The 22,327-nt window shown below is 69.5% G+C and carries 20 protein-coding genes, 2 pseudogenes and 1 riboswitch; of the genes and pseudogenes, 12 read left to right on the plus strand and 10 right to left on the minus strand.

The window, feature by feature from the left end; translation table 11 throughout:
* Nucleotides 1-65 precede the first annotated feature (65 nt).
* Nucleotides 66-1,138, plus strand: a protein-coding gene (locus AMK24_RS35510) for an IS630 family transposase (RefSeq protein WP_443333917.1) whose coding sequence is annotated in 2 segments (ribosomal slippage) — nt 66-576 and nt 576-1,138 — 1,074 coding nt in all. Because the reading frame shifts where the segments join, the coding sequence is not laid out codon by codon here.
* 369 nt (nt 1,139-1,507) lie between these two features.
* Here the strand turns inward: AMK24_RS35510 and AMK24_RS31625 are convergent.
* The 5 genes from AMK24_RS31625 to AMK24_RS31645 are packed head-to-tail and all read right to left on the minus strand — an operon-like array spanning nt 1,508 to nt 6,682.
* Nucleotides 1,508-2,257, minus strand: coding sequence for a class I SAM-dependent methyltransferase (locus AMK24_RS31625; protein WP_073772331.1), 750 nt, complete (start codon nt 2,255-2,257; stop codon nt 1,508-1,510).
* Complete coding sequence (locus AMK24_RS31630; protein ID WP_073772332.1) at nt 2,226-3,479, minus strand: MFS transporter; 1,254 nt, start codon at nt 3,477-3,479, stop codon at nt 2,226-2,228. The genes AMK24_RS31625 and AMK24_RS31630 overlap by 32 nt, the downstream gene beginning before the upstream one ends.
* Nucleotides 3,472-4,725, minus strand: a complete 1,254-nt coding sequence (locus AMK24_RS31635) for an ATP-grasp domain-containing protein (protein ID WP_073772333.1) — start codon at nt 4,723-4,725, stop codon at nt 3,472-3,474. Before AMK24_RS31635 ends, AMK24_RS31630 begins: the two co-directional genes overlap by 8 nt.
* Nucleotides 4,722-5,744: a cysteine synthase family protein gene (locus AMK24_RS31640; protein WP_073772334.1), complete on the minus strand. Its 1,023-nt coding sequence runs from the start codon at nt 5,742-5,744 to the stop codon at nt 4,722-4,724. Before AMK24_RS31640 ends, AMK24_RS31635 begins: the two co-directional genes overlap by 4 nt.
* Nucleotides 5,741-6,682, minus strand: coding sequence for a GHMP family kinase ATP-binding protein (locus AMK24_RS31645; RefSeq protein ID WP_079190733.1), 942 nt, complete (start codon nt 6,680-6,682; stop codon nt 5,741-5,743). Before AMK24_RS31645 ends, AMK24_RS31640 begins: the two co-directional genes overlap by 4 nt.
* A 159-nt stretch (nt 6,683-6,841) precedes the next feature.
* Nucleotides 6,842-7,080: riboswitch (cobalamin riboswitch) on the minus strand.
* Between the two features lie 215 nt (nt 7,081-7,295).
* Here AMK24_RS31645 and AMK24_RS31650 point away from each other — a divergent pair.
* Entirely contained in the window at nt 7,296-8,282 is a 987-nt protein-coding gene (locus AMK24_RS31650; protein ID WP_073772335.1) for a ferric reductase-like transmembrane domain-containing protein, read from the plus strand.
* Nucleotides 8,283-8,984: 702 nt separating this feature from the next.
* On the opposite strand, the pseudogene AMK24_RS35515 reads toward AMK24_RS31650, so the two are convergent.
* A pseudogene (locus AMK24_RS35515) lies at nt 8,985-9,119 on the minus strand (recombinase family protein); the annotation flags it as partial.
* Between the two features lie 363 nt (nt 9,120-9,482).
* Here AMK24_RS35515 and AMK24_RS31660 point away from each other — a divergent pair.
* On the plus strand, nt 9,483-10,607 hold the full coding sequence (locus AMK24_RS31660; protein ID WP_143203764.1) for a pentapeptide repeat-containing protein: 1,125 nt from the start codon (nt 9,483-9,485) through the stop codon (nt 10,605-10,607).
* 29 nt (nt 10,608-10,636) lie between these two features.
* On the opposite strand, the pseudogene AMK24_RS31665 reads toward AMK24_RS31660, so the two are convergent.
* Nucleotides 10,637-13,773 (minus strand): annotated as a pseudogene (locus AMK24_RS31665) (Tn3 family transposase).
* Nucleotides 13,774-14,264: 491 nt separating this feature from the next.
* On the opposite strand from AMK24_RS31665, the gene AMK24_RS31670 reads away from it, so the two are divergent.
* The 3 genes from AMK24_RS31670 to AMK24_RS31680 all read left to right on the plus strand — a co-directional run bounded on the left by AMK24_RS31670 (nt 14,265) and on the right by AMK24_RS31680 (nt 16,543).
* Nucleotides 14,265-14,885 (plus strand): RNA polymerase sigma factor, encoded by a 621-nt coding sequence (locus AMK24_RS31670; protein WP_073772337.1) that lies wholly within the window; start codon nt 14,265-14,267, stop codon nt 14,883-14,885.
* Nucleotides 14,839-16,005: a CU044_5270 family protein gene (locus tag AMK24_RS31675; protein WP_242435342.1), complete on the plus strand. Its 1,167-nt coding sequence runs from the start codon at nt 14,839-14,841 to the stop codon at nt 16,003-16,005. Before AMK24_RS31670 ends, AMK24_RS31675 begins: the two co-directional genes overlap by 47 nt.
* A gap of 97 nt (nt 16,006-16,102) precedes the next feature.
* Nucleotides 16,103-16,543, plus strand: coding sequence for a hypothetical protein (locus tag AMK24_RS31680; protein WP_073772338.1), 441 nt, complete (start codon nt 16,103-16,105; stop codon nt 16,541-16,543).
* A gap of 16 nt (nt 16,544-16,559) precedes the next feature.
* On the opposite strand, the gene AMK24_RS31685 is transcribed toward AMK24_RS31680, so the two are convergent.
* Complete coding sequence (locus tag AMK24_RS31685; RefSeq protein ID WP_073772339.1) at nt 16,560-17,099, minus strand: hypothetical protein; 540 nt, start codon at nt 17,097-17,099, stop codon at nt 16,560-16,562.
* 65 nt (nt 17,100-17,164) lie between these two features.
* Between AMK24_RS31685 and AMK24_RS33560 the strand changes: the two genes are divergently transcribed.
* The 3 genes from AMK24_RS33560 to AMK24_RS31700 all read left to right on the plus strand — a co-directional run bounded on the left by AMK24_RS33560 (nt 17,165) and on the right by AMK24_RS31700 (nt 18,459).
* Nucleotides 17,165-17,680 (plus strand): hypothetical protein, encoded by a 516-nt coding sequence (locus AMK24_RS33560; protein ID WP_073772340.1) that lies wholly within the window; start codon nt 17,165-17,167, stop codon nt 17,678-17,680.
* A 273-nt stretch (nt 17,681-17,953) separates the two neighbouring features.
* Complete coding sequence (locus AMK24_RS31695; protein ID WP_073772347.1) at nt 17,954-18,187, plus strand: hypothetical protein; 234 nt, start codon at nt 17,954-17,956, stop codon at nt 18,185-18,187.
* Nucleotides 18,187-18,459, plus strand: coding sequence for a hypothetical protein (locus AMK24_RS31700; protein ID WP_073772341.1), 273 nt, complete (start codon nt 18,187-18,189; stop codon nt 18,457-18,459). The genes AMK24_RS31695 and AMK24_RS31700 overlap by 1 nt, the downstream gene beginning before the upstream one ends.
* A gap of 168 nt (nt 18,460-18,627) precedes the next feature.
* Here the strand turns inward: AMK24_RS31700 and AMK24_RS31705 are convergent, their stop codons facing one another.
* Together AMK24_RS31705 and AMK24_RS31710 are read right to left on the minus strand one after the other, a co-directional pair.
* The gene (locus tag AMK24_RS31705; protein ID WP_073772342.1) at nt 18,628-18,945 is read right to left on the minus strand and encodes a hypothetical protein; all 318 of its coding nucleotides are present in this window, start codon (nt 18,943-18,945) and stop codon (nt 18,628-18,630) included.
* 2 nt (nt 18,946-18,947) lie between these two features.
* Complete coding sequence (locus tag AMK24_RS31710) at nt 18,948-19,418, minus strand: MarR family transcriptional regulator (protein ID WP_073772343.1); 471 nt, start codon at nt 19,416-19,418, stop codon at nt 18,948-18,950.
* A gap of 1,043 nt (nt 19,419-20,461) precedes the next feature.
* Between AMK24_RS31710 and AMK24_RS34415 the strand changes: the two genes are divergently transcribed.
* Genes AMK24_RS34415 through AMK24_RS31720 form a run of 3 tightly spaced genes read left to right on the plus strand, consistent with a single transcriptional unit; the run spans nt 20,462 to nt 22,034 of the window.
* Nucleotides 20,462-20,617 carry a hypothetical protein gene (locus tag AMK24_RS34415; RefSeq protein WP_199876553.1) on the plus strand — a complete coding sequence of 52 codons (156 nt, stop codon included), beginning with the start codon at nt 20,462-20,464 and terminating at the stop codon, nt 20,615-20,617.
* A gap of 38 nt (nt 20,618-20,655) precedes the next feature.
* Nucleotides 20,656-21,183: a sigma-70 family RNA polymerase sigma factor gene (locus AMK24_RS31715; RefSeq protein WP_242435343.1), complete on the plus strand. Its 528-nt coding sequence runs from the start codon at nt 20,656-20,658 to the stop codon at nt 21,181-21,183.
* On the plus strand, nt 21,180-22,034 hold the full coding sequence (locus AMK24_RS31720; RefSeq protein ID WP_073772345.1) for a hypothetical protein: 855 nt from the start codon (nt 21,180-21,182) through the stop codon (nt 22,032-22,034). The genes AMK24_RS31715 and AMK24_RS31720 overlap by 4 nt, the downstream gene beginning before the upstream one ends.
* Nucleotides 22,035-22,327: the final 293 nt, after the last annotated feature.

Below are 22,327 nucleotides of genomic sequence, written 5' to 3' on the forward strand. Positions count from 1 at the left end.
CTACTGAGGTTTTCGTGTTGTCGTCGGGTGGTGACGGTTCATGATCCCTGCGGTATGCCGGTGGGGTGAGGTATTCGGAGGGTGGGGGCCTGACCGCTGAGCGTCGGGCGTTTCGTGAGGGGATCCGGCTACAGGCCGGGCAGCGGTTCGTGGCGGGTGAGAGAACCTCGGTGATCGCGAAGGACTTGCGAGTGAGCGTGCGGTCGGTGGAACGCTGGCGTCGTGCCTGGCGCGAGGGCGGCATGGAGGGCCTTCGTTCCGCGGGTCCGGCGAACTCACCGACCATCACCGACGCCCAGTTCGCCGTGCTGGGGGAGGAACTCGGCAAAGGCCCGGCGGCGCACGGCTTCGAAGACGAGCGCTGGACCCTGGTCCGGGTCCAGGTGGTGATCCGTCGTCGGCTGCGAGTGAGCCTGTCGGTGGCGACGGTGTGGCGGCTGCTGAAACGGCACGGCTGGTCCTGGCAGGCTCCCGCCCGCAGAGCACTGGAGCGTGACGAGCACGCGGTGGAGCTGTGGAAGAAGGAGGTGTGGCCCCGGGTAAAAGGCTCGCGGCGGCCTCTGGGGCCTGGATCGTCTTCGAGGACGAGGCCGGCTTCTCGATGACGCCGCCCCGTGCCCGCACCTGGGGCCGGCGCGGGCATACCCCCGTCATCCGCGTGCGTGGCAGGTCCCGCCGCCGGACCTCGGTTGCCGCGCTGTGCTGCTACAAGGCCGGCGAGAAAAGCCGTCTCATCCACCGGCCCCGCACGCACCTCCTGCTCAAAGGCGCCCGTAAAAGTTTCTCCTGGCAGGACTATCGCGACCTCCTGGTGCGGGCACACATCCAGCTCGACGGACCGATCGTGGTCGTCTGGGACAATCTCAACACCCACCTGGCCGCGGGGCTGAAGCGGTACGAGGCCGAACACGACTGGCTCACCACCGTCCGGCTTCCGCCGTACGCACCCGACCTGAATCCTGTCGAGGCTGTCTGGTCACTCGTGCGCAGAGCAATGGCCAACACCGCTTTCACCACACCCGACGACCTCGACCGCAAGCTCCGCAGAGAGTTACGCAGGATCCAACTCCGGCCCCGTCTCATCGACAGCTGTCTCACCGCCACAAGACTGGCCATCAACCCACCGACCCCACCTTGAAAACCTCAGTAACGACGAATCTTCAACTCAGGTCACTAGTGGGCCTCGTACTGCCTTCATAACCTTCTGGAGACGGCAGCCGCCGACGTCGAGGTATTCGAGACGATCACCATTGTCGTTCCGGGCGGGCTGCTCATCCCCTACTTCGCGCTACCGCTGACTGCGGTTACCAAGGGTATCCTGGCCGCCTTCGTGGTCTGGCTGGACGAGATGAAGAGGGCCGCGCCCAGCACCATCGACCGCCGCGCATCACGGGCGTCATGGTCACCGCCCGCCGGCACGGCACCGAGGTCCCGAAGCAGGCGACGAAAGCGGCCCGGGAAGCCCGAGTCTTCCGGTTCTTCCGGTTCGCCCGCCCCCGAGCCTCGCTCACTTCTCCCGGACCGCCCGCAGCACCAGTCGTTCGGCGTCCTGGTCGTATGGGCGAGCGTCGAATCCGCCGAACACCTCCACTCGGCTGAACCCCGTCTCCTGCACCATGTGCCGCAGTTCCACCGCGCTGTACACGAACCACACCAGGGTGGCCCGTGTCACCCGGTCGCCCCGGATCAGTACCCAGTCGCTGCGCAGCCGCGCCCAGTCGTCGAGCACGGTGTCGGTCTGCACCATCAGGTCCTCGCCCCGTTGGACCACCTTCGGCGGAGTGACCTTGCGGGCCAGTAGTTCCTTTCCTGCGAGGTCCAGAACGAGGGTGCCTCCGGGCGCCAGAGAGGTGTACATGGTGCGCAGCATGCGCGCGTTGTCGGCGGGGTCTTCGAAGTACCCGAAGGAGGTGAACATGTTGAGGACGACGTCGAAGGCGCCCGGTGGCTCGTAGTCGCGTGCGTCGGCCCGCACGTACCTCACCTGGACCCCCGCGTCGACCGTTCGTTTGCGCGCCCGGTCCAGCATGGCCGGGCTCAGGTCCACCCCAGTGACGTCGTGGCCGCGGCGTGCGAGCGGGACTGTGAACACCCCGGTGCCGCAGCACAGGTCCAGCACCCTGGCCCCGGTGGGAAAGGACAGCAGGGGAGAGGTCGCCAGCAGTTCCTCAGCCTGCCTATGGCGCTGCTCGGAGAAGAGAAAGTCGTGGAACTCGGTCCAGAAGTCATCGTCCTGGAACCCGCCCGTCCGTGTCATGTGGTCTCAGTATTCCTTCGTCGTCATCGTGTGGATGGAGGCGTGCCGGCGTGCGATCGCGCAACGCCAGCAGGAGGGGAGGCAGCAGGAGGCACTGGGCGGCGGCCAGCAGCCAGAACCAGCCGGTGCTGTCACCGTGTTCGGTGAGGCCGTATACCTGTCCGCCGAGCACGCCGCTCGCGCAGGCGCCGAGTCCGGCGGCCAGCCTCTGTTGGCCGAAGACCACGGCGTCCGAGCGGGTGCTGCGGTGCAGGGCTTCCAGGTCGTTCTTCAGGAACAGGACGATGTCGCCCAGGGTGATCAGTGCTCCGCCCGCGAGCAGCGCCGGCCGAGTGCCGATCGCGAGGACGGCCAGGCCGGCCGCCAGGCCCGTGAAGCCGACCGCCAGGGCCGTCGCGTAGGGCATGCGCCGGATCAGGCCCGATGCCAGGGGCTGGACGACGATGACCAGGGCGAAGCAGAGGAGCAGGACCAGGCTGTAGAACGTGCTGGACGCTCGCTCGACGGTGTAAACCGCAAGGAAATGCTGGAAGTGGAAGTACAGGTAGAACGCCAGGGCGTTGGCGGCGAAGGGTAGGACCGCCACTCCGGTGAGTAGGCCCCGCTCGGCCGGCTGCTCCTGCGCGGCCGGAGCCGGAAGTCGCGCGTGGCCCGCGGTGACCAGGATGAACAGAGCGGTGACGGACACGAACAGCCAGCCGGGCGAGGACAGCACGAACGGCCCGGCGACCAGCGGACCCACCGCCATACCCGCGTTGAGGGCGGCGTTGCCCGCCGACAGGAATGCCGGACGGCGCTCGTCGTCCACACCGTGCACGAGGTACGCCTTGTTGGCGGGCAGGTACAGTGCGGCGCCGCAGCACGTCACCACCAGCGCCCCGACGGCCAGCGGCGGCCAGCGCAGGGCCAGCAGGAGGCCGACGAATCCGGCGGTGCGGATGATCAGTGCCCACAGCATCGTGCGGCGCAGCCCGATCCGGTCCGCCAGGGCCCCGCCCACGAGCCCTCCGGAGAACTGCACGAGGGACGCCACCGCCAGCACGACACCGACCGTGCCGAGCCCCATCCCGAGCCGTTCGTGCAGGAACACCGACATGAACGGCAGGACCATGAAGCTGCCGAGCGGGATGAGGAACGAACTGAGCAGCAGAAAACGCAGTGGTCCGCTGAGCGGGAACAGCGCGGCCCGCAAGCTTTCCCCGACTGGTGCGCGTTCACCCACCGGGCGCCTCGCGTTCGGGTGCTCCGGCTGGCGGAAGCGGCTCGGTGAGCACCCGTACGGCGTTGGCGGCGGCCACCGCGTGGTGCGTGGCCAGTTCGGCGGTCTCGGCCTCCGCGTAGACGATGCCCGCGTAACCGCGGCTGTCGGCCAGGTGCTCGATCGCGTCGCCGACAGACCTGACCGGGTACCAGGTCGGCGACCCCGGCATGTCTGCCAGACGGTCCAGCCCGGCGACGCCGGTGAACACACCGGGCGCGGCCGGGTAGCCCAGGACGAAGGCGACCGCCGGACCGCCGGGCAGGTCCGCGTCCATCAGGCGGGGACGGCGGCCCAGCGCCGTTTCGATCATCGCCTCGTACACGTTGACACCCAGCGCCCGGCACATGCCCTCGCCGACCAGGGCACCACCGATCCGGGGGTTGATCTCCACGATCTCCGGGCCGCCGGTGGTCAGGACGAACTCCACATGCGCGAAGCGGTCGGTGTAGCCGATCGCCGCGAGGACCTCGTCGAGCCATCGCTCCAGGAAGGCTCTCCGCGCCTCTGCGAAGGCCACGGGGAATGCGGTGATCTCCTCCCGGAAGTATGGCTCCGGTGACATGAGCCGGCTGGAGACGCCGAGCAGTCGGGTCCGGCCCGCCCAGGTGAGCGTCTCGGCGCTGTATACCGGTCCGGTGAAGTACGGCTCCGCGAACAGTCGCCCCCTCAACTCCCGCCCTGTCGCCTGGTTCAGGGCCGCCACCAGTTCCGGCTCGTCGCGGACCAGCCAGACGTTCTGGCTTCCGGTGCCCGCTGTGTCCTTCACGATGGCGGGCAGACCGACCTCCTTGATCAGCACTTCCTTCGCGCCGTGTTCCGTGACGTCCATGGCGCGTCCGCGCGTCAGCCCGGCGTCATGCAGCCGGTTGCGTACCACCGCCTTGTCCCGGGTCAACCGCAGAACGGCCGGATCAAGGCCGGGCAGGCCGAGACGTTCGGAGAGTTCGGCGCCGGCCAGCGTCCAGGTATCCGTGGAGCTGACCAGCCCGCGCAGTCCGGGGGACCGGTGCAGCAGGTCCGCCACCTGCTCCACGTCGAAGGTGTCGATCTCCACGATGTCGAGCGCATCCGGTTGAAGCCGCTCCAGCTCATGGGCGTAGTACGCGGGATCGCGGGTGAGCAGGACCAGCCGTTCGCCGAGCGTGTCGGCGGCGCGTACCAGGTGCCCGAGTCCGAAGGTGAGGGACTCCAGACAGACGACGCTCATGCCGCTCGCTCCTTCCAGTCCGCCGGGCAGGCAGCGCGTCGCCAGGACATCATGGACCACGGCATGGTCATCTCCTCGGGGCCGGATACTTCGGCAGGTTTCAAGGCTGCGGGGTCCAGGGCCTCCGCGTGCCGGGCGAAGACGCGCTCGACGTAGCGGTGCCCAGTGTCGGCGCCGATCACCAGATGCAGCCGGTCGGGACGGCGCCGCGCCTCGTGCGTCGCGGCCAGGTACCCCGCGCCCGTGGACAGCCCGGCGAAGACCGCGTGCTCGCGCAGCAGGGCGATCGTGCCGGCCATGGCGTGGGTGAAGTCCAGCCAGTGAAGGGCGTCGTAGAGGTGATGGCGGACGTTGTCGAAGACGATCGAGGACCCGATGCCGGCGATGATCGCCTCGGGGTCGTCGTGGTCCTGGCTGCCGAAGGTGACGCTCCCGAAGGGCTGCACGCCGACCAGCCGCACCGACGGATCGGTGGCGCGCAGGCGTTCCACCAGGCCGCCCGTCGAGGCCCCGGATCCCACACCTCCGACGACGGTCAGCGCGGCCTTAGGGAACGCGGCCGTGATCCGGTCGGCGACCTCGTGGTAGCCGAGGTAGTGGATGTCGTCGTGGTATTGGCGCATCCAGTGCCAGTCCGGGTGCTCGGCGAGGATCTCCCTCACCCGCCGCACGCGCAACTCCTGGTCGAGCTTCAGGTTCTTGGAGGGCCTGACCTGTTCCACAGTGGCGCCGAGGATTTCCAGCTGGACGCGCGTGGTGGTATCGACGGTGGTGGACGCGACGATGTGGCAGTGCATGCCGTAGCGGTGGCAGGCCAGGGCGAGGGCGTAGGCGTAGATGCCGCTGGAGCTGTCGATCAGGGTCTGCCCCGGGCGGATCGCGCCCCGCTCCAGGAGGTGGCGGACGGCGGCGAGCGCGGAGTAGATCTTCATGGACTCGAACCTGATCAGGACGAGGCCGTCGGTGAGCCGGACGAGATCGGGAACTTTCAGGGCGTCGGCGATGTGGGGGTGGATCACCCGTAGCCTCCTTGGGCGAAGGAACACTGGTGGCCGAGCGAGTGGAAGTAGGCGGACAGATCTGATTTGAGGTCGGCGTCGAGGCGGGTGGGGAAGAGGTAGCCGATCAGGCAGCCCGTGTGGGCTACGAAGACGCCCTCGGCGCCGAACCGCTCGCGGTGGGCGAGCATGCTGTCGAACGTCGCCTTGGGCAGCACGTTCTGCGACAGGGTGGCGCTGGCGGTGGCGGCCCGTGCGACGGCGGCCGGGTCGCCGGAGGCGAAGCCCTTGAGTAGATCCGTCAGGCAGCGCTCGTACTCCTCCCCGTGCCGCCGGTAGTGCTTAAGGAGAAGGCCGGTGACGGCGGCGGTGTCTACCGTTCCGGGCTCGGTGATGTAGGCGGTGTGGAAGCCGATGTCCGTGCCCAGTCGCCGGATCACGCGGTGCCGGCCGCTGAGGTACAGCGCGAACTCGTTGAGAAAGACACTGTCGGCCCGTTCGATCGCCGCCAGGATGCCGAGCACCACGTCCGTGTTGTAGGGCAGGGCGAAGAGCCGGAACAGACAGCGCAGTGTCGCCACGATGTCGGCGGTGGAACTCGCCATCCCCACGCCCACCCGGAGGTCGGAGTGGGCGCTCCAGCGCCCTGGGGGCAGCGTGAGCCCGAAGTGCTCCAGGAAGAGCCGGGTCGCCGTGGCGGACTTCTCCCCCAGGGGGAGCCGGTTCGGCGCGTCCGCCCCAGGGGTGAAATGCACCCAGGAGTGACGGTCCACGGGAAAGGACACCACCGCGATATCCGGCTCGGCTCCTGCCCGCAGCGGACCCTGGTACAGCTCGCCCAGGGTGCCGTGGCAGACGCCGGACACGGTGCGCCCCGGCTGCTGCCGCGTCTCGCCGGACTCCTGGACGGGTGTCAGCACCGTCCTGTCCGGTCCGCCGAAGAGCAGGCCGACCGGCATCCGGCACGGATGACGGGAGTTCGCTTGGTCACGGGCATGTCCTCCTCCTGGTCCCGAGCCCCGAATGAGGACCGGGAAGGAGGCGCGGCGCAGCACATGCCGCACAGCCGTCCGTACCGCCGACCCAGTCCTCGAGGTCACCGTGCACAACCCGCATGTGAGGCGCGGGTGCAGTGGCAGGTCTTCGGACTTGTGGGCTCGCCCACCGGAGATCCGGCAGGCACCTACCGGCCGTCGCTTCCCCGGCCCCATCCAGATTCGGGCCCAGTGCTGTTGACGGCTTTCGTTCCCACTCACCGCTGCGGGACAGCCCCGGATTTCCACCGGGTTCCCTCTTGCGTCGCGCCGCCGAATGTCCGGTCGGACAGGAGGCACGAACCGACTGCACGCTCATCGTAGGGCGGCTCGTGCTCCTGCGGCAGGGGGCGCATCGCCAGTTGTCCGAATGTGACCGGTCACGGGCGGTTGTCAGAGCCCTGGGACGGATCAGTCGGCCCCAGAAGCCGCTCTGGCCGGATGTGGCCTCAGCATTCGCAGCCGCCTCGGTCACACTGGTTTCTCCCATCACACGCGTACACCGCTCGTCGGTGTCCCGCGCTTCGGAAGGCCCGCGATGCTGCCAGACATGACGCAGGGTGACGACGGCGCGACCGCGCCGCCTGCTCGTGACCGGCGCCCGGCCGACCGCGTCGCTCTGAGCGCCGATCTGCGGGCCGCGCTGCCCGACGCGGGTGCCGCGATTCTGGTCACGGCGGCCGTCTTCGCGTTCCTGTACGCGCGCATGGAGTCAGGAGACTCGGCGACCGTCGCGGTCATGCCGTTCATGGACGACCCCGGCACGTACTGGATGTACCTGCTCAGTCAGGCGTTCGGCTGGTCGGGCTTGCTGTGGGCCTGGGGAACGGTCATGCTCGGTCTGCTGTTGTCGGGGCCGCGCCCCGCCCGACTGCCGGCTTCCCGGCAGGTACTGGAACGCTGGCACCGCACCACGAGCCTGACCACGATGGCCCTAATGTTCGCGCACGCGCTGATGTTCGCGGCCGAACTCGTACGCTACGAAGTCCAGCTGGCGTGGGCCGAAAGGCTGTGGGCGGGCTTCGCGGACACGTTCGTGCCCGGCTGGTACGACTCCGGTACCGGTCAGATCGCCATCCCCATCGGCCAGGGGGCCCTTTACCTGGCCGTCCCGCTCGGTCTGCTGTTCTACGTCCGCCACCGCATCGGCGCGAACACCTGGCGGCGACTGCACCGCTTCGTGATCGTCGTGTACGCGCTGAGCGTGTGCCACACCCTGCTGTACGGCACCAACGTCTGGTACGGCGAGTGGCCGCGCACCGTGCTGTGGCTCTTGCAACTCCCCGTCGCCGCAATGCTGTTGCTGCGCCTGATGCGGCCCGCCCGCCGTTCCGAGCGACTGGGCCCACGGAAGCGGCGCGAGGGCGTGTCGTTGCCGGGCTGGGCGGTGCGAGCCGCCGGCCGAGCAGCTGCTGGGGCCGTGGTGGTGGGCCTGCTCATCGTCGTGGCGTCCGGTCATGACGGGGGGCGGGAAAGGCCGGCCGAGCGGCCCTTGACGAGCCCGCACGCTTACGAGCCCGAGTGATCCACGGCCGCCAAGCGGTGCCGGTCCGGCACGGCCTGCTGGCACGGGCACCGGAGTGCGGGCGGCCGGCAGATGGGATGATGACACGAAGGCGTGCTGGGCGTCGATGACGTCGCGGGACACTGCACCCACTGCTGCGCGGGAATCGGAAGGGCGATGATCCCGGGGCGGCGCACTCGGCGGTAGACCGCCTTTGCCGCTTGCGTGACACGATCGCCGTGAGGGTGCAGGCTTTGCGGCCCGGAGAGCCTGATTCCGGCCTCCGCTGCAATGAGCGCTTCCAGGGCCCGGCCGACGTTGGCGGCACTGTGATTCGTTCGCCACTTGTCCATGGCTTCGGTGAACCCGTCGCTGGCGACCATGAACTGCTTGTACGCCTCCAATCGGTTCTGGCGTCGCCAGTGCCGGTGTTCGATGAGTCCTTGGTCGGCGATCTGGCGGCGGCCGGCGCGATCTTCTCGGCGAAGAACTTGTCCCGGGGGATGCCGTGCCCGGCGAGGGCGTCGAGCTGGGAGTCGAGTTCCTGGCCGAGGGTGGAGCAGCGGGCGTAGCGATGCGGATGTCTGCGCTCGGCAGGGCCGGATCGACCGGTGCCGGCGGCGGGGTGCCCGGCCGCCACGGTCGGCCCGGCCCGCGGTCGGCCGGGGTCGGCACGCGCAGTGCCTTCTTGAGCCGGGGCACGCGGGTGAAGCGGCGGGTGTGGTAGGCGGAGGCGACCGCGCCGCCGCGCGAGCGGCACGGTGATCCGGGCTGGGCTTCGCACTTCGGATAGGCGTGCGCCTCGACGTCGTCGGCGTCCGGCCGGTCGGCCGGGGAGGGGTGCTGAGGGTCCGTCATGGGCCCGGATTTTCGCACAATGCAAGTCTCAGAAGGGGGTGCGTACCGCTTTTGGGTGAGAACGGGTTCCGAGAACGAATCCGGGTTCGGCGGCGATGCGGTGGCCCGTGATTGATCTTGCTCGGGCAAAGGACCGGTTGTGAGAATCGGCTCCTCCTGTACGGGTGTGGGGAGGCGATTCTCTGATCTTCCTCAAAACGCGATCCGCCTACGGCAGAGCTGGGCAGAGTAGCGGCAGGTGCACGTGTACTTGGGGGTGGCGTGGAGAATCCGGTTAGACGTCGCGTACAGCCGATCTCATGGTGGTGGGCCCTGCTGGTCGGCGTCCTCGTCGCGGCTGCGGCCGCAACGACCATGTGGTTCATGCTGGCCCAGACCGAGCCTCTCCGGGGGGCACAAAGAGCGACAGCCCGAATTGATGCCATCAGGACCGCGCTGACCGTCGGCGCGGGCACCGGAGGGGCTGCCGCTCTTCTCCTGGCGCTGCGGCGGCAGTGGCTGAGCGAGCACACCCATATTCGGCAGGAAGAGGCCGACGCTGCTGCCGAGTTCGATGCGACTGAGCGCCGCATCACTGAGTTGTACACGGCAGCGGCGGGGCAGTTGGGCAACGATAGTCCTCCAGTCCGCCTGGCGGGTCTGTACGCGCTTGAACGATTGGCCCAGGACCATCCCAATCACCGGCAGACCATTGTCGATGTATTTTGCGCCTATCTACGTATGCCCTTCACGCCTACATCGCCGACCGGCCTGCTGGAGTCAGAACTTGCCGGACTGAGCGTCCCGGAGCGGACTGCGGCGGTCGCCGTACAACAGGCAGCCGCTGCAGCATGGGAGCAGGAGCGAGTGGTGCGGGTGACTGCTCAGCGCATCCTCACTCGCCACCTGTGGGTTGGCGTCGACCGGGGAGAGGATCCGACCTGGCCATTGCATCCTGCTCCCGAGGAGCCGAAGTTCTGGCCCGGCATCGAGTTGGACCTGACCGGCGCGGTACTTCTGGACTTCGAGTTCACCGGTCGCCGCGTCGAGACAGCCACGTTCATAGGCACCAGGTTCATCGGCGCAGCCAACTTTGCACACGCCGAGTTCATCAAGCACGGTCACTTTCACGGTGCACGGTTCGAGCAGGGAAGCGGGCACTTTCTGGGTGCCTGGTTCGGGGCACGCGTCATCTTCTTGCGCACCGATTTCGGGGACAAACAGGCAGTCTTCGACGGTGCCACGTTCGCTGGCATGACCTTCTTCGACGGGGCGATCCTAGGAGGCGGGGTCTCTTTCGAAGCTGCTCGTGCACTTTCTGAGTTCAACCAGAACTGGGGAAGCACCCGGCAGTGGCCTGAGGGGTGGACCGAGCGGAATCTGGCTGCCGAGGAGCGCATGCCGCTCCTGGCGCCGAAGCTCAGCCGCTGGCCTGAGGGGAACCTGCCGCCTGGCTGCTCAACGTGGACCCTGATTGTTCCCGACGATCGCAGCACACCTGCGGGCTGACCCTCCAGGTCCAGCCGTGTGCGCCCGCGTCAGTCCTCTTCCTCGTCGTCCTCGACGGCGTCCGGGTCGTGGAAGGGGCGCAGGCCCTGGCCGGGGCCGCTGGCCTTGATGTTGAATAGGTAGCGGCCCAGGAAGTTGATGTGCCGGTCCTTGAGCGGGGAGAGGCGGGCGACGTCCTCGTCCTTGATGTCGTGGCCCTCGGCGCGGAACTGGGCGACGGCGGCATCCAGGTAGCGGGTGTTCCACAGCACGACGGCGTTGAGCACGAGACCCAGACTGGCCAACTGGTCCTCCTGGCCCTCGCGGTACGCCTGGCGGATCTGGCCCCGGCCGCCGTGGCAGATCGCGCGGGCTAGCCGGTGCCGGGACTCCTGCACGGTGAGCTGTCGGTTCATCAGCCGCCGGTAGGTGTCGTCGACGGGGTCGACCAGGGCGAGCAGGTGCATGCTCTTGTCGATCCGGCCGTACTCGGCGAACGCGGCGCCGAGCGGAGTGGGGTGGCCCTCGCGGCCGAACATGCGCAGCAGGTCGTAGGCGCGGACCTGGTTGGTGATGAGCGACCCGGCGACCCGGAGCATGTCCGGCCAGTGCGTGGCGATCCGTTTGAGGTTCACCTTGTTGCAGGCCAGGGCTTCCAGCGGCCCGTACCCGGCGGTCGGCGCCTCCTCGCCGGGCAGGTTGGCCCGCCAGAACCTCTGATCGGCGAGGTCGCGGAAGCGCGGGGCGAAGCGGAAGCCGAGCATCTTGTACAGGCCGAAGGCCATGTCGGAGTACGAGGCGTTGTCGGTCGCGACCATCTCCGGCTTCACCCCGCCGTCGAGGTTCAGCAGCGTGTCCAGGGTGTAGAGGCTGTCGCGCGGAGTGCCGCGCACGACCATCGCGCCGATCCCCGCGACCTGGTCGTTGACGGCATGAGCCAGGTCACACCGCGTTTATAGCCGTAGTACTTCGGTGAGGGGCCGGTGTTGATGCTCTTGACCGGAACGACGAAGCGCAGGCCGTCGACGGAGGCGAGCAGGCCGCCGCCCCACATCTGGGCCAGCTCGATACGGGACTGGGCGGTGATGAGCGCGGCGTTCGCTGCGGCGATGGTGTCGGCGCGCAGGTAGTTCTGGTCGACGTGGGATAGACGTGAGCGGGTCAGCGCCTTGTTCTCCGGGTCGATGACCGGGGTCAGGCCGATGTTGCAGCTCTCCGCCGCCAGCAGCGCGACGAGTGAGACGAGCAGGCCCTCCATGCGGGTGCGCCGCTCGGAGACGTGGCCGAAGGCGTCGAGGAACCCGGTCCAGGAGTGGACCTCGAACAGCAGGTCCGGCAGGTCGATCCTCGGGAGCATCGCCTCCGTGGTGGCCTTGAGCCAGGTCAGCGATTCCGGCTCGCCCACCGCGCCGAGCTTGTCCACCGACAGGCGGGCGCGTCCGCCGCCCTCGGGTACGACGATCTCCACCTTCGCGTCGGTGCCGGCCTCCTGAAGACGGTCGGCCATCTGCCGCCATGCCGCGTCCAGCCCCCTCACGAGCCGGGCCAGGTGTTCCTCCGCGTCCTCGGTCAGGGACAGGCCCGCGAGGAAGTCCGCGCGCATCGCCTCCCACCGCGGACCGTTCAGCAGCCTCGCGCGCGGGTCCGCCCACCGGTTCGACGGGGCGGCAAACACATCGCGCCGGTTCAGAGCCCGGTGCAGCTGCTCCAGGACGCACACCACGTACGCATCGCGGTCGACCGCGCCCTGCGGCAGCTTGGTGTTGGAGAACACCGCGCGCTTCCACATCGCCGGCACCAGCTCGGCGTCGACCTCTCGGGGCAGCAGCGGCCGGTCCTTGACCCGGCGCCGCGAGAGCGCGGGCAAGCGCCGCACGGCCTTGAGGATGCGCCGTCCAGCCGGGGCGGCGCCCAGCGCGTCCGACTCGCCCAGCAGGGACAGGAACGGGCGCACGGTGTTGTAGCGCAGTGCCAGCTTCTCGCGCATCGCCGCCTCGGCCGAGCCGTCGTCCTCGGGCACCAGGGCCTCGACGGTCGCCACCGCGCTGGCCACCGCCGTACGCGGCACGGCCTCCTCGACCGCCGCCCACAACGCGGCGACGTCCAGATCCGCCTCGTGCTCGGCGACCAGGTCCAGCTCCTCGGTGAGGATCTTCGACGCCTTCGCCAGAATCCGGGCCGCCTTCTCCAGCTGCGGCAGCATCGCGAGGCTCTCACGCTCCGACGCCCGCCGGGCCGGCCTGATCAGACGGTTCGCCATCAGCACCGCGAATAGGTCCAGCGCGTCGTCGACCGCCTGCGCCTCCAGCTGCCGCACCACCGCTGTCAGCAGCGCGGTCCGCCGAGGCTCCGGTGCCTGCTCGATCGTCTGCGCCTTGCTCAGCTGTCCATACCGGGCCAGCGCGGACAGCCGGTTCACCGGCACCCTTGAGAGGTTCACCCGGCCCAGGGCGAACGCGGAGATCTCCTCCACGCGCTCCATCGCCCGGACCATCGCGGTGCCCGTCGAATTCACCGGCGGCGTGCGCAGGCGCTCCAGCTCCGAGACCCGCCGCCCCTCCGGCACCACCAGCAGCTCGGCCAAGGCCGGCGCGAGCACGCGGTCGGCCCGGTACGTCGCCCGGGCCACCGCGTCGTACAGTCGGCGCTCCGCCGCCGTACGGGCCTCCGACACCTGACGGGCCAGCACCGAGACACCCGGCAGCAGCACCCGGTTCTTCCGCAGCCACGTCACCGCGTGGTTGAACAGCGCCACCGGCCCCTCGGCGTGCGTCCATGCCCGCCCGTACAGGAAGCCGCGGAACTCCCGGCCCCACTGCCGGTCGGTGAAGTCCCGGTACCTGAAGCGCTCCTGGATCTGGCCCGCGTGCTCGTACACCGTTGACCGGCGCTCCGGGTACCGCTTCACGCACGAGGCGTCGGCGATGCCGAGCTGCCCGGCCAGGTAGTCCACGACCTCCCACGGCACCGCGAGCGGGTCTTCGCCCAGGAACCGGCCGACGTAGCGGACGGTGCAGATCTGCACCGCCATGCCCAGCCGGTGCGCGTCCGTACGGCGCAGCGCGATCAGATCACGGTCGTCATCGTCGAGGAAGAAGAAGCGCTCCAACTCCGGACGCGTAGGCGCCTCGCTGAACGTCCCGTACGCCTCGGCCTGCTCATCAGTCAGAAATTCCACCGGCGCGATCGGACCGTAGCCACCGCCCCGGGCCGCATGACGATCTTTCCTCGAACCCCAGCGTCAGCCGTACGTCGTGTGCTAGCCGACCATGATCGTTTTCACCGGGATTTCCTGTACGCCGACTACTCACACCCGGTGTCCAGGGGGGGCGAGGGCGGCCCGCGTCGGGTAGCCGAGACTCGCCGCGGTGTCCATGGCGATCAGGATGACGGTGCCGGACTCGGCGGCGGCCACCAACTGCCCCCAGCGCGTGCGGGCTTCCTCGACGCCGATTGCCGCGCCCCACTGCTCGACCAGCTCCCGGTACCGGGGAGGCGCCTCCCGGGCCGGAGCGCCGTACGCGCCCGCCGACGGCTCCAGGAGCCCTCGGGTAGGGGGTCGAGGAACAGTGGCATGCTCATGCCCGGAATTCTTCTTGGTCCCGTTCTGGGAACCTTGCTGGGTGTGCGGAGAGAGAAGGTGATACGGCCCGGTGCGGGCGTGAGTGAGGAGATGGGATGCGGGAGCGGATACGCGCGGGCGATCGCGAGGCGTTCGGCGAGCTCTATGAGCAGTATGCGAAGGCGGTGTACAACCACGCCTTCCGGCTGACCGGCGACTGGTCGGTGGCCGAGGACGTCATGTCGGCGACGTTCCTGGACGCCTGGCGGACGAGGGAGAAGATCGGAGAGGAGGGGGGATCGCTGCGGCCGTGGCTGCTGGGGATCGCGACGAACAAGGCGCACAACGCCAGACGCGGTGTCCGTCGGCGTTTCGCCTTCCTGGCCCGGGTGCCCGCCCCGGAGCCGGTGGAGGACTTCGCGGACGAGGCGGCCGGGCGGATCGACGACGCCCGTCGCCTGGACGCGGTTCACCGGGCGGTGCGGCGCCTGCGCCGTCAGGAGAGGGAAGTGCTGGCGCTGTGCGTGTGGTCGGGGTTGGACTATCAGCAGACCGCTGACGCGCTGGGGGTACCGGTGGGCACTGTGCGCTCACGCCTGTCGCGCGCCCGGGTCAGGCTGCGGAACCTGACCGACCGGCAACTGGCCGAAGAAGAGCGGGAACCGCGCCCGGGGCTCGGAGAGGTAGAGAGTGAGGCCGCGTTCGCGGCCCTGTCCGTCCAGGAGGGAACCCGATGAACGCCACCCCGTACCGGCCCGCACAGGCCGAGCGCGAGGAGACGGCCCGGCTGCTGCCGGTCCCGGCCGAACGGGACCTGCCGCCGGGCCGCCACCTCCACCACAAGGAACTCCTCATGCGACAGATCGACCAGGACACCACCCACCAGCCAGGCGGACTGCGCCGGCGCTTGGTCGACGCGGCCGCCCCGGCCGTCCCCGGCACCGACTGGTCCTTGGGGCGTCGCTGGCCGCGGGGGCGATGGCTGCGGTCATCGCGGTGACCGCCGTCGGTTCCAATGCCCCGACCACGGTCCCTCCGGCGGTCAGTGCTCCGGGCGGCTCGGTCAGCGAGCGCGGGCCCGGCGGCGCGTCACCCCAGGCCGTCCAGCTGCTGACCCGCATCGCCGCCGTCGCCGCCAGCACCTCTGCCCCGCAGGTCCGTGACGACCAGTACATCTACATCGCCAGCCAGGTCTACGGCGCGAGCAAGAAGATCGGCGCCGACGGCGACGGCGCTAAGGCCCAGTACAACGACGACGGCACCGGGGCCACCCACCCCCGACAGGCATGGTTCTCCGTCAACGGCAGCCGCGACGGTCTCCTCACCGGGCCCCTCAACCCGGGCTTCCGGGCCGGTGAGGGAGACGTCAACCTCGGCAAGAACACCAAGCCCTCCCTCCAGCTGCCCACCTACACGTACCTGGCCTCCCTGCCCACCGACCCCGACGCCCTGCTGACAGCCGTCTACGCCCAGAACACCGGCGTGGACAAGAACCTCAACTCCGACCAGGAAGCGTTCCAGACCATCGGCGACGCGCTGCGCGAGTCCCTGATGCCCCCGCAGATCGGGGCGGCCCTCTACAAGGCCGCAGCCAAGATCCCCGGGGTGAACGTCGTGGACGACGCCGTGGACGCGTCCGGCCGGCACGGCGTGGCCGTCAGCCAGGACCACGGCAACCAGCGCACCGAATGGATCTTCGACAAGGACAAACTCACCTACCTCGGCGAGCGGACCGTCCTCATCAACGACGACAGCGCCGGTGGCAAAGCCGGACGCATCCTCGTCAGCACCGCCGTGACCGAACGCGCCGTCGTCGACAAGGCCGGCCAGAAGCCTTCTCCTGGTACAGCCACCTGACCTTCGACACCGGTCCCGGTGCCCGCCCGCCCAGCAAAGACGAGGGAACCGGGCCTGCCAGCCGTGACGGCCGGGGCAGGCGGCGGTTGATCCGGCCATGCGACGAACGATCACCACTACTGCCGTCTTGGCCGCCGTCCTGGCCCCGCTGGCTGCCGCGCCCGCCGCGACGTCCGCGCCCGCGGCGGCACGGGCCTACGTCGACACCCGCGTCCGCGACTGCGCGGGCTCCGGCTCCGGGTGCCGTCCCGGCGTCGTGGTCCACCACTGGCACCGACGCGGCTCCGACTCGCGGGGTGTGGGCTGGGTCTACGCCTCCCGCGAGGGCGTGCTCTCCGGCACCGCTCGGTGGACGGTCAAGACGCCCGGCGGCACCTGGAAGGCCGGCGGGGGCTGGAAGCGGGCGTCCCGCATGGGCAGCCACGTCGAAACGTCCTGGGGGAAGGACGGGCACACCGGGCCGAAGTACCCGCCCGGCAGCCGGATTTGCGTGGAGTACCGGGGCCTGGCGACGAAGGCGTGCGTCACCCTCAAGTGAGCGGGCCCGTGTCGGTCTAGGGCCTGACGGCCATGGCGGTCAGTTCCGGCCTGGGGCTCGCGGGCCCCTCCAGGGCCAGGGCCCAGCACTGCCCGGTCTCGGCCACGTGGCGGGTCACCGCCCGCTGCTCCTGGGCCGACAGCCCGTCGAAGACGCGGCCGAGGCGGGCCCACTCCTGTGCCGCGCCCGGCCGGCGCAGCATCAGCCAGACCCGCTCCGCGTGCCACGCCTCCTTGTCGATCCAGTCCTCCGGGGCGTCCCCGGGGCGGGGGACCGCAGCACCCCGGGGCACGCGGCGCCCCGGCCGCCGGGCCTCCTCCTGCCGGGCCTTCTCCTGCGCGAGGATCTGGCCCTGGAGCGCGGCCAGGCACCCTCGGAGGGGAGCCAGCGCGGTCCGGACGGGCGGGCCGATCCGCGCGAGGGCGCCCAGCAGGAGGTCGACCGCGTCCAGCGTCTCGTCGGCAGCCCCGGCCGACCAGCCGGCCGCTCTGCTCGATGCCTCCACCCGGGCGGCGGCATCGAGAAGGGCGGCGGTCTGATCGCGCAGTGAGGTCATGCCCTGCCCAACGAGCCGCGGGCACGGGCGCGCACCCTCGGGGCCCCGGCCGGGGTTAGCCGGACATGACGACGATTTCGCCCCTGCCCGCCCCTGCTGATCCGCCGTACGAGCCGTGGGAGGGGGAGGCCGAAGCGCTCGCCGCGGCGGCCGGGGCCGGGCGCCGCGCGGCGGCATGGGTCCGCTCCCTGCCCGGCCCGCAGGCTCCCACTCCGCTGAGCATCTGGTTCGCCAGGTATCTGCCCGAGGCGGTGGAGAGCGTGATGGGGGCCCTCGACCCGCAGGACTGCGACCGCATGGACCCGGGCGGCAGGCTGGTCCAGGGCGCCGGGGGCGCGGACCCTGAAGCGATGGAGGCCCTGTCCGTCGTGCCCCGGGTGGTCACGGAGGCGTGCTGGCTGCCCCTGGACCAGCAGGTCCGGCTCCTGGTGGTGGCCTCCGCGGTCACTGGCACCGTGCAGTTGCTCACCAACGACGCCGGGACCGTGATCGTGCACGGTCTCCTCGCCCGGCAGTGCGCCCTCCTCGACCACGCCGCCCGCCCGGACGGTGCCGCGTGGACGCCGACCGGGACTTCCTGAACCAGAACCCTGAAGGGGGGTGGTGGTGCTGGAGGGTGGATAGGGTCGGGGCAGCCTGTGCCGTATGGGTGTACGGGCGAGGTCCGGGTCTCCGGAGTACGGCCCGGCCCCCTGGGGCCCGGCGGCCCTTGCTGCCGGGCCCCGGGTCTCCTGCTACCGACGGCTGAGGCCGGTGCGCGGACGCCAGGATTCGGAATGAGGGGAGAGGCCCCCGCGACCGTCGCACGCCCGATACCGTTATGGCCCATGCCCGTTCGCGTCTTGGAGGCCCCGATGAGCGAGAAGCCGGCTCCCGCCGACATCGCCCGGCAGCAGCTGGAGCCCGTCGCCGCAGATGGTCTGCGCGCCTACGCTGCTTGGACCCGCGAGAGCGCCGACCAGCTCGCCGCGGTCCTGGAGGACATCGCAGCCCACGGTTTGCCCGACCCTGAGCAATGCACCCCGTGGGAGGAGCTGCGCGAGATCCATCTCGCCCGGCTCGCCGCCCAGCGCCCCGCCGTCGCCTGATGCCTCGGCAGCACGGCCCGCGCCGCGCCCGCATCGCGTTCTCCGACTCCGCCGCCAAGCAGCTCGACGCCATCACCAGCGAAGCCGAGCTTCACGCCCTAGACCGGGCCCTGGTGGTCATTTCTGTCGACCCCGAGGCGGGCGAGCCCCTCCCCGGCAACACCACCGGACCGCGGTTGCGCCAGTACGTAGACGACGTCGAGCGCGTCCGGCTCGTGTACTGGGTAACCGCGTTGAAGACCGTGGTCGTCGTCGCCTTCATCGAGCTGTAGCAACCACCCGCGCCTTCGCTCTGCTCCTGACGCTGCTGGGGCTCCTAGCCGGGCCCAAGGCGTTCTCCGAGTACCCGAGTCGATTCCCGGCTGGGTCCGGTTTCGTAGTCACGCAGGCGGCGGGGCCGAGGAAGGGGACTCTTTCCTCGGCCCCGCTGTCGGTTCAGCTCAGGCAGTCGTCCTGCTCCGCAACGCGACTACTACCTCTCGGCCCGTGGCCTTCTCTCCGAGCCGATAAAACTTCACCTGGCCCTCGCTGTGCGTGTGCTCAAGCCAGCCTTCGGATTCCAGCTCGCGGCGAGCGCGGCTGAAGTGCGGAGCGGGGACGCCCATGAGGTTGGCCAGCACCGCCGCCGTACGCTCGACGCTGTGCTCCAGGCCGCCATGGATCGCGTAGGTCATCACGATGTTCTGCTTGAGGTGGGACAGAGGGCTTATGCGCGACTGCAGAGCTACGAGTTCGGGGTACTCGCTGGTTGCTGGCATAATCACGCCCTTCGCTTCGCGCCGGTACGACGACCTGGCAGAGTCGGAAGATGATACGCGGCTGCCTCTTCGGACTGCTCCACGCCGCTGAGGCTCGTCACGATGTGCGGGCTGGCCTTGTACTTGATCGTTCGGCCAACGACGTCAGCGACCAGGAAGATCCTGTTCTCGGCGAGCTGCTTGGCGATCCTCCTCGTCGCCTGGGGGGTGAGTCCGAGGTGCTTGGCGGCCTTCGCGGCGGTGGCGCCGCCCTCGTTGTAGGTCTCGATCGCGCAGTACCAGAACACGCGGAAGGCGTCTCCCGTGATGCCCGAATCGTGGCGCAACATGGCGGATACGCGTTCGAGAGAGAACTGGCCGTACCGGCCGCCGAGGCTATAGTTCCGCCGAGGGCTGCCTTCCTGTTCGGCCTCCCACAGTTCCTGAACTTCGCCGGTCGTGGTGTTGACCAGCTGGCCGTGCCGTCTTAGCACTTACGTCCCCTGACCTGGGTTTTCTCCCGACACAGGGACATTACCACGGGCGACATGTCGCCCGTGGTAACAGAAGGAACCCGGCGATTCCCCCGGCTACCCCTGACGACATGTCGCCAGAGGTAAGAGAAGGAATCGTGCGGTTCGCCCGCTTGCCCACTGCGACATGTCGGCAGCGGCCTCCGGGGAACCTCAGGGTTCCTTCCATGACCCACTACGACATGACGCTGATGGTCATGTATCGGCATCCTAGGATGCCGATATAGGCATCGGCAGATGCCGATCCTTTGATCGTTTCCGCAGGTCAGAGCCTCGCGGCGACTCAGTCCTCTTAATGCATCGAAAAAGTCGTCAGCTGACGGCCCGTTGGGGCTGGCCCTGCGGTCCTCGCGCAAGCGCTCCGGTCCTCGGGGGCGTCGGCTGGCCTTGCCTCCGCTCTGCGGACTACCGATGCTGATGAGCAAGGCGACAAAGCGTGCCTGATGCCGAGTCGGCTTGCGGTGGCCCCCTCGGGCGGGCCGCCCCTGCGGCTCGGAGGTTGACTGATGTGCTGTGGCTGATGCCTCATCAGGCACCGTGGGGGGGTTCGCGTCACTCTTCTCGTACGCGAGGTGAAATCCGAACGGCACCCCGGCGGTGAAGCCGACAACCCTCACGGCCCCCGGCGCGACCGACCCCCTCATCGCCCACCCCCCCCAACGGATAGGGCTTCCGCCACCCCGCCCCGCCCCGGCCCCCACCTCGTGACGTAGGTCACGCACGCCGTTTGCTCGCTTTGCGCAAACTCACGGCTGGGGTGAAAGCGGAAGAAGCCCCACTGGTAGAGAGGTTGGCGATCAGGTGGCGCGGGGTGGCTATTGTCGCTGCATAAGCAGTTGGGAACACCTGTATGTCACTAGGGATTCGCTCTGGGTAATGTTCTTGGGATTGCCACTGCACACCAGCGCTCTACGGTTCGTCGTTGTGGTGAAAGCGCACTCCGGCGCACTCCCGGGCACACTCCAGCCGCTGCCCGGACCTTCACAGGACAGGGGCCCACGTCTGTGACAACCCAACTCGCAGGTGACCTGATGATCCTCTCCCTGGCAGCCCGCGTCTTCGGCACGGACGCCATCGCCCTGCTCCGCCGCCTCGCCGCAGCAGGAGTACGGGCCGGCGTCAGCGAGATCAACCGCCATGAGCGTGAGGGCGGCCGGTGACCAGGAACCGTAGCCACGCCGCCTCCGGCGTACCTCCCGTGACCACCGATCGACCGGACCTGTCCTTCACCGCGTTCCACCAGATGAACCGGGCCAGTTACGTCCGCTACGCCGAGACCTACCTCCGCCACCGCCAGGACGCCGAAGAAGCCATCGACAGCGCCTTCGAGCACCTGCTGCGAACCTGGGACCAGGTCCTGCTCACAGAGAACCCCGCGGCCTACGCCTGGACCATCACGCGGAACAAGGTCATCGACCACGCCCGCGCCCGACGCCGGCGACCCCCGCTGATCGACGACGCGGCCTTCGACACCGTCGCCCTGCGCGACGCCGTCGACCCGATCGGCCAGATCACCGAATCCCTCGCCCTCTTCCGAGCCCTGCGCCAACTCACCGACCGCCAGCAAGACGTCATGGTGATGACCTACCTCCAGGGCATGAACGCCACCGAAGTCGCCGCCGTACTGGGCATGAGCAGCGCCACCGTCCGCTCCACGGTCCGTCACTCCCTGCGCCGCCTGAGGGAGATCCTCGGACCCGACCGCACCATGGAAGGACAGCGATGACCCCGCACATCGACGAACTTCTCTCCCGAGCCCGCCTTGCCTCCACCCCCTACACCCAGGCCGACATCGACGCCGCCGAAGCCCGAGTCCTCGCCCGCCTGCACACACCGGCACCGGCACCCCCGGCCACGATCCCCGTCGCCATCAAGGAGCCAACCGCCGTCGAGGCCGCCCAAGACCTCCAGACCCTCTGCGAAACCGTCGTCACCCGCACCACCGCCCTGCGCACCCTGCGCACCTTCCTCACCCCCCAACTCCCCGAACCACCCGGCGCCCGCGTCCTGGGCTGCATCCTCCAGCTCGCCGAATCCGAAGAGAACGCCCGCTTCTGGTGGCAGTACGCCGCCGGAGCCGGCGACCCCGCCGCCTCCTACTGCCTCTACCTCCACCACCGCGCCCTCGGCGAGCACGCCCCGGCCCGGTGGTGGCACGAACAGACCGAACTCCTCCAGAACACCCCCTCCACCGACGACCCCCTCCGCCCCGGCGGCACCCCGGGCCCCGAGCCCGACGCCGTCCCCTGCGCGGTCGCCGCCGCGCTCAACGCGGTCTCCACCACGGACGCGAGCCTCCTGCCCACCGCCCTGCGCATCCTCGGCGCCCTCAGATCCGGACCCGCCCCCGTACCGGCCGCTATCGGAGCCGTCCTCGACTACGCACCCGCCGCCGTCGGCTACGTCGACGACTTCGACCTCCCCCTCACCGACCCCGACTTCACCGACCACATCCGCACCCTCATCGCCACCGAACCCACCCCCCGGCGCACACGCACACGGCTCCAGCCCCGGCCCAAGACACCCGAGAGCCAGATCGGGACCGCTCGCCGTCACTGCACCTGGGCGTGGGGGTGAACCGGCCCACCATGACGGGTGGTCCTCGTCCGTGCCCCGTGCTGTCGCCGCGACCGGTCTGCCAGGCACCCACGCGAAGCCGGCGAACGCGGATACACCGATGAGGTCGGCCCCAGTAGGTTCGGGACGGAGTGGCGAAGTCGCAGACCAGGAGGTCTGGCGTGGGTTGCGTGCTCGCGTCGGGGGCCGTTGTGGTCACCGACCCACCGTCGTCCACTCCGGCATCGCTGAGTTCACTCATGATGTGCTCGACGGTGCAGCAACCCTGCCGTTCTCTGGCGGTTTCGAACGGC

The organism is Streptomyces sp. CB02366 (genome assembly GCF_001905905.1).
GTDB lineage: Bacteria > Actinomycetota > Actinomycetes > Streptomycetales > Streptomycetaceae > Streptomyces.

What these genes read in the sequence shown, in the direction of transcription:
- AMK24_RS31625 (WP_073772331.1), bottom strand. Translation starts at nt 2,257, where the DNA reads ATGACACGGACGGGCGGGTTCCAGGACGATGACTTCTGGACCGAGTTC.
- AMK24_RS31695 (WP_073772347.1), top strand. Translation starts at nt 17,954, where the DNA reads ATGAGCGAGAAGCCGGCTCCCGCCGACATCGCCCGGCAGCAGCTGGAG.
- AMK24_RS31680 (WP_073772338.1), top strand. Translation starts at nt 16,103, where the DNA reads ATGCGACGAACGATCACCACTACTGCCGTCTTGGCCGCCGTCCTGGCC.
- AMK24_RS31705 (WP_073772342.1), bottom strand. Translation starts at nt 18,945, where the DNA reads ATGCCAGCAACCAGCGAGTACCCCGAACTCGTAGCTCTGCAGTCGCGC.
- AMK24_RS31685 (WP_073772339.1), bottom strand. Translation starts at nt 17,099, where the DNA reads ATGACCTCACTGCGCGATCAGACCGCCGCCCTTCTCGATGCCGCCGCC.
- AMK24_RS31635 (WP_073772333.1), bottom strand. Translation starts at nt 4,725, where the DNA reads ATGAGCGTCGTCTGTCTGGAGTCCCTCACCTTCGGACTCGGGCACCTG.
- AMK24_RS31645 (WP_079190733.1), bottom strand. Translation starts at nt 6,682, where the DNA reads ATGCCGGTCGGCCTGCTCTTCGGCGGACCGGACAGGACGGTGCTGACA.
- AMK24_RS31660 (WP_143203764.1), top strand. Translation starts at nt 9,483, where the DNA reads ATGCTGGCCCAGACCGAGCCTCTCCGGGGGGCACAAAGAGCGACAGCC.
- AMK24_RS33560 (WP_073772340.1), top strand. Translation starts at nt 17,165, where the DNA reads ATGACGACGATTTCGCCCCTGCCCGCCCCTGCTGATCCGCCGTACGAG.
- AMK24_RS31650 (WP_073772335.1), top strand. Translation starts at nt 7,296, where the DNA reads ATGCTGCCAGACATGACGCAGGGTGACGACGGCGCGACCGCGCCGCCT.
- AMK24_RS31670 (WP_073772337.1), top strand. Translation starts at nt 14,265, where the DNA reads ATGCGGGAGCGGATACGCGCGGGCGATCGCGAGGCGTTCGGCGAGCTC.
- AMK24_RS31700 (WP_073772341.1), top strand. Translation starts at nt 18,187, where the DNA reads ATGCCTCGGCAGCACGGCCCGCGCCGCGCCCGCATCGCGTTCTCCGAC.
- AMK24_RS31720 (WP_073772345.1), top strand. Translation starts at nt 21,180, where the DNA reads ATGACCCCGCACATCGACGAACTTCTCTCCCGAGCCCGCCTTGCCTCC.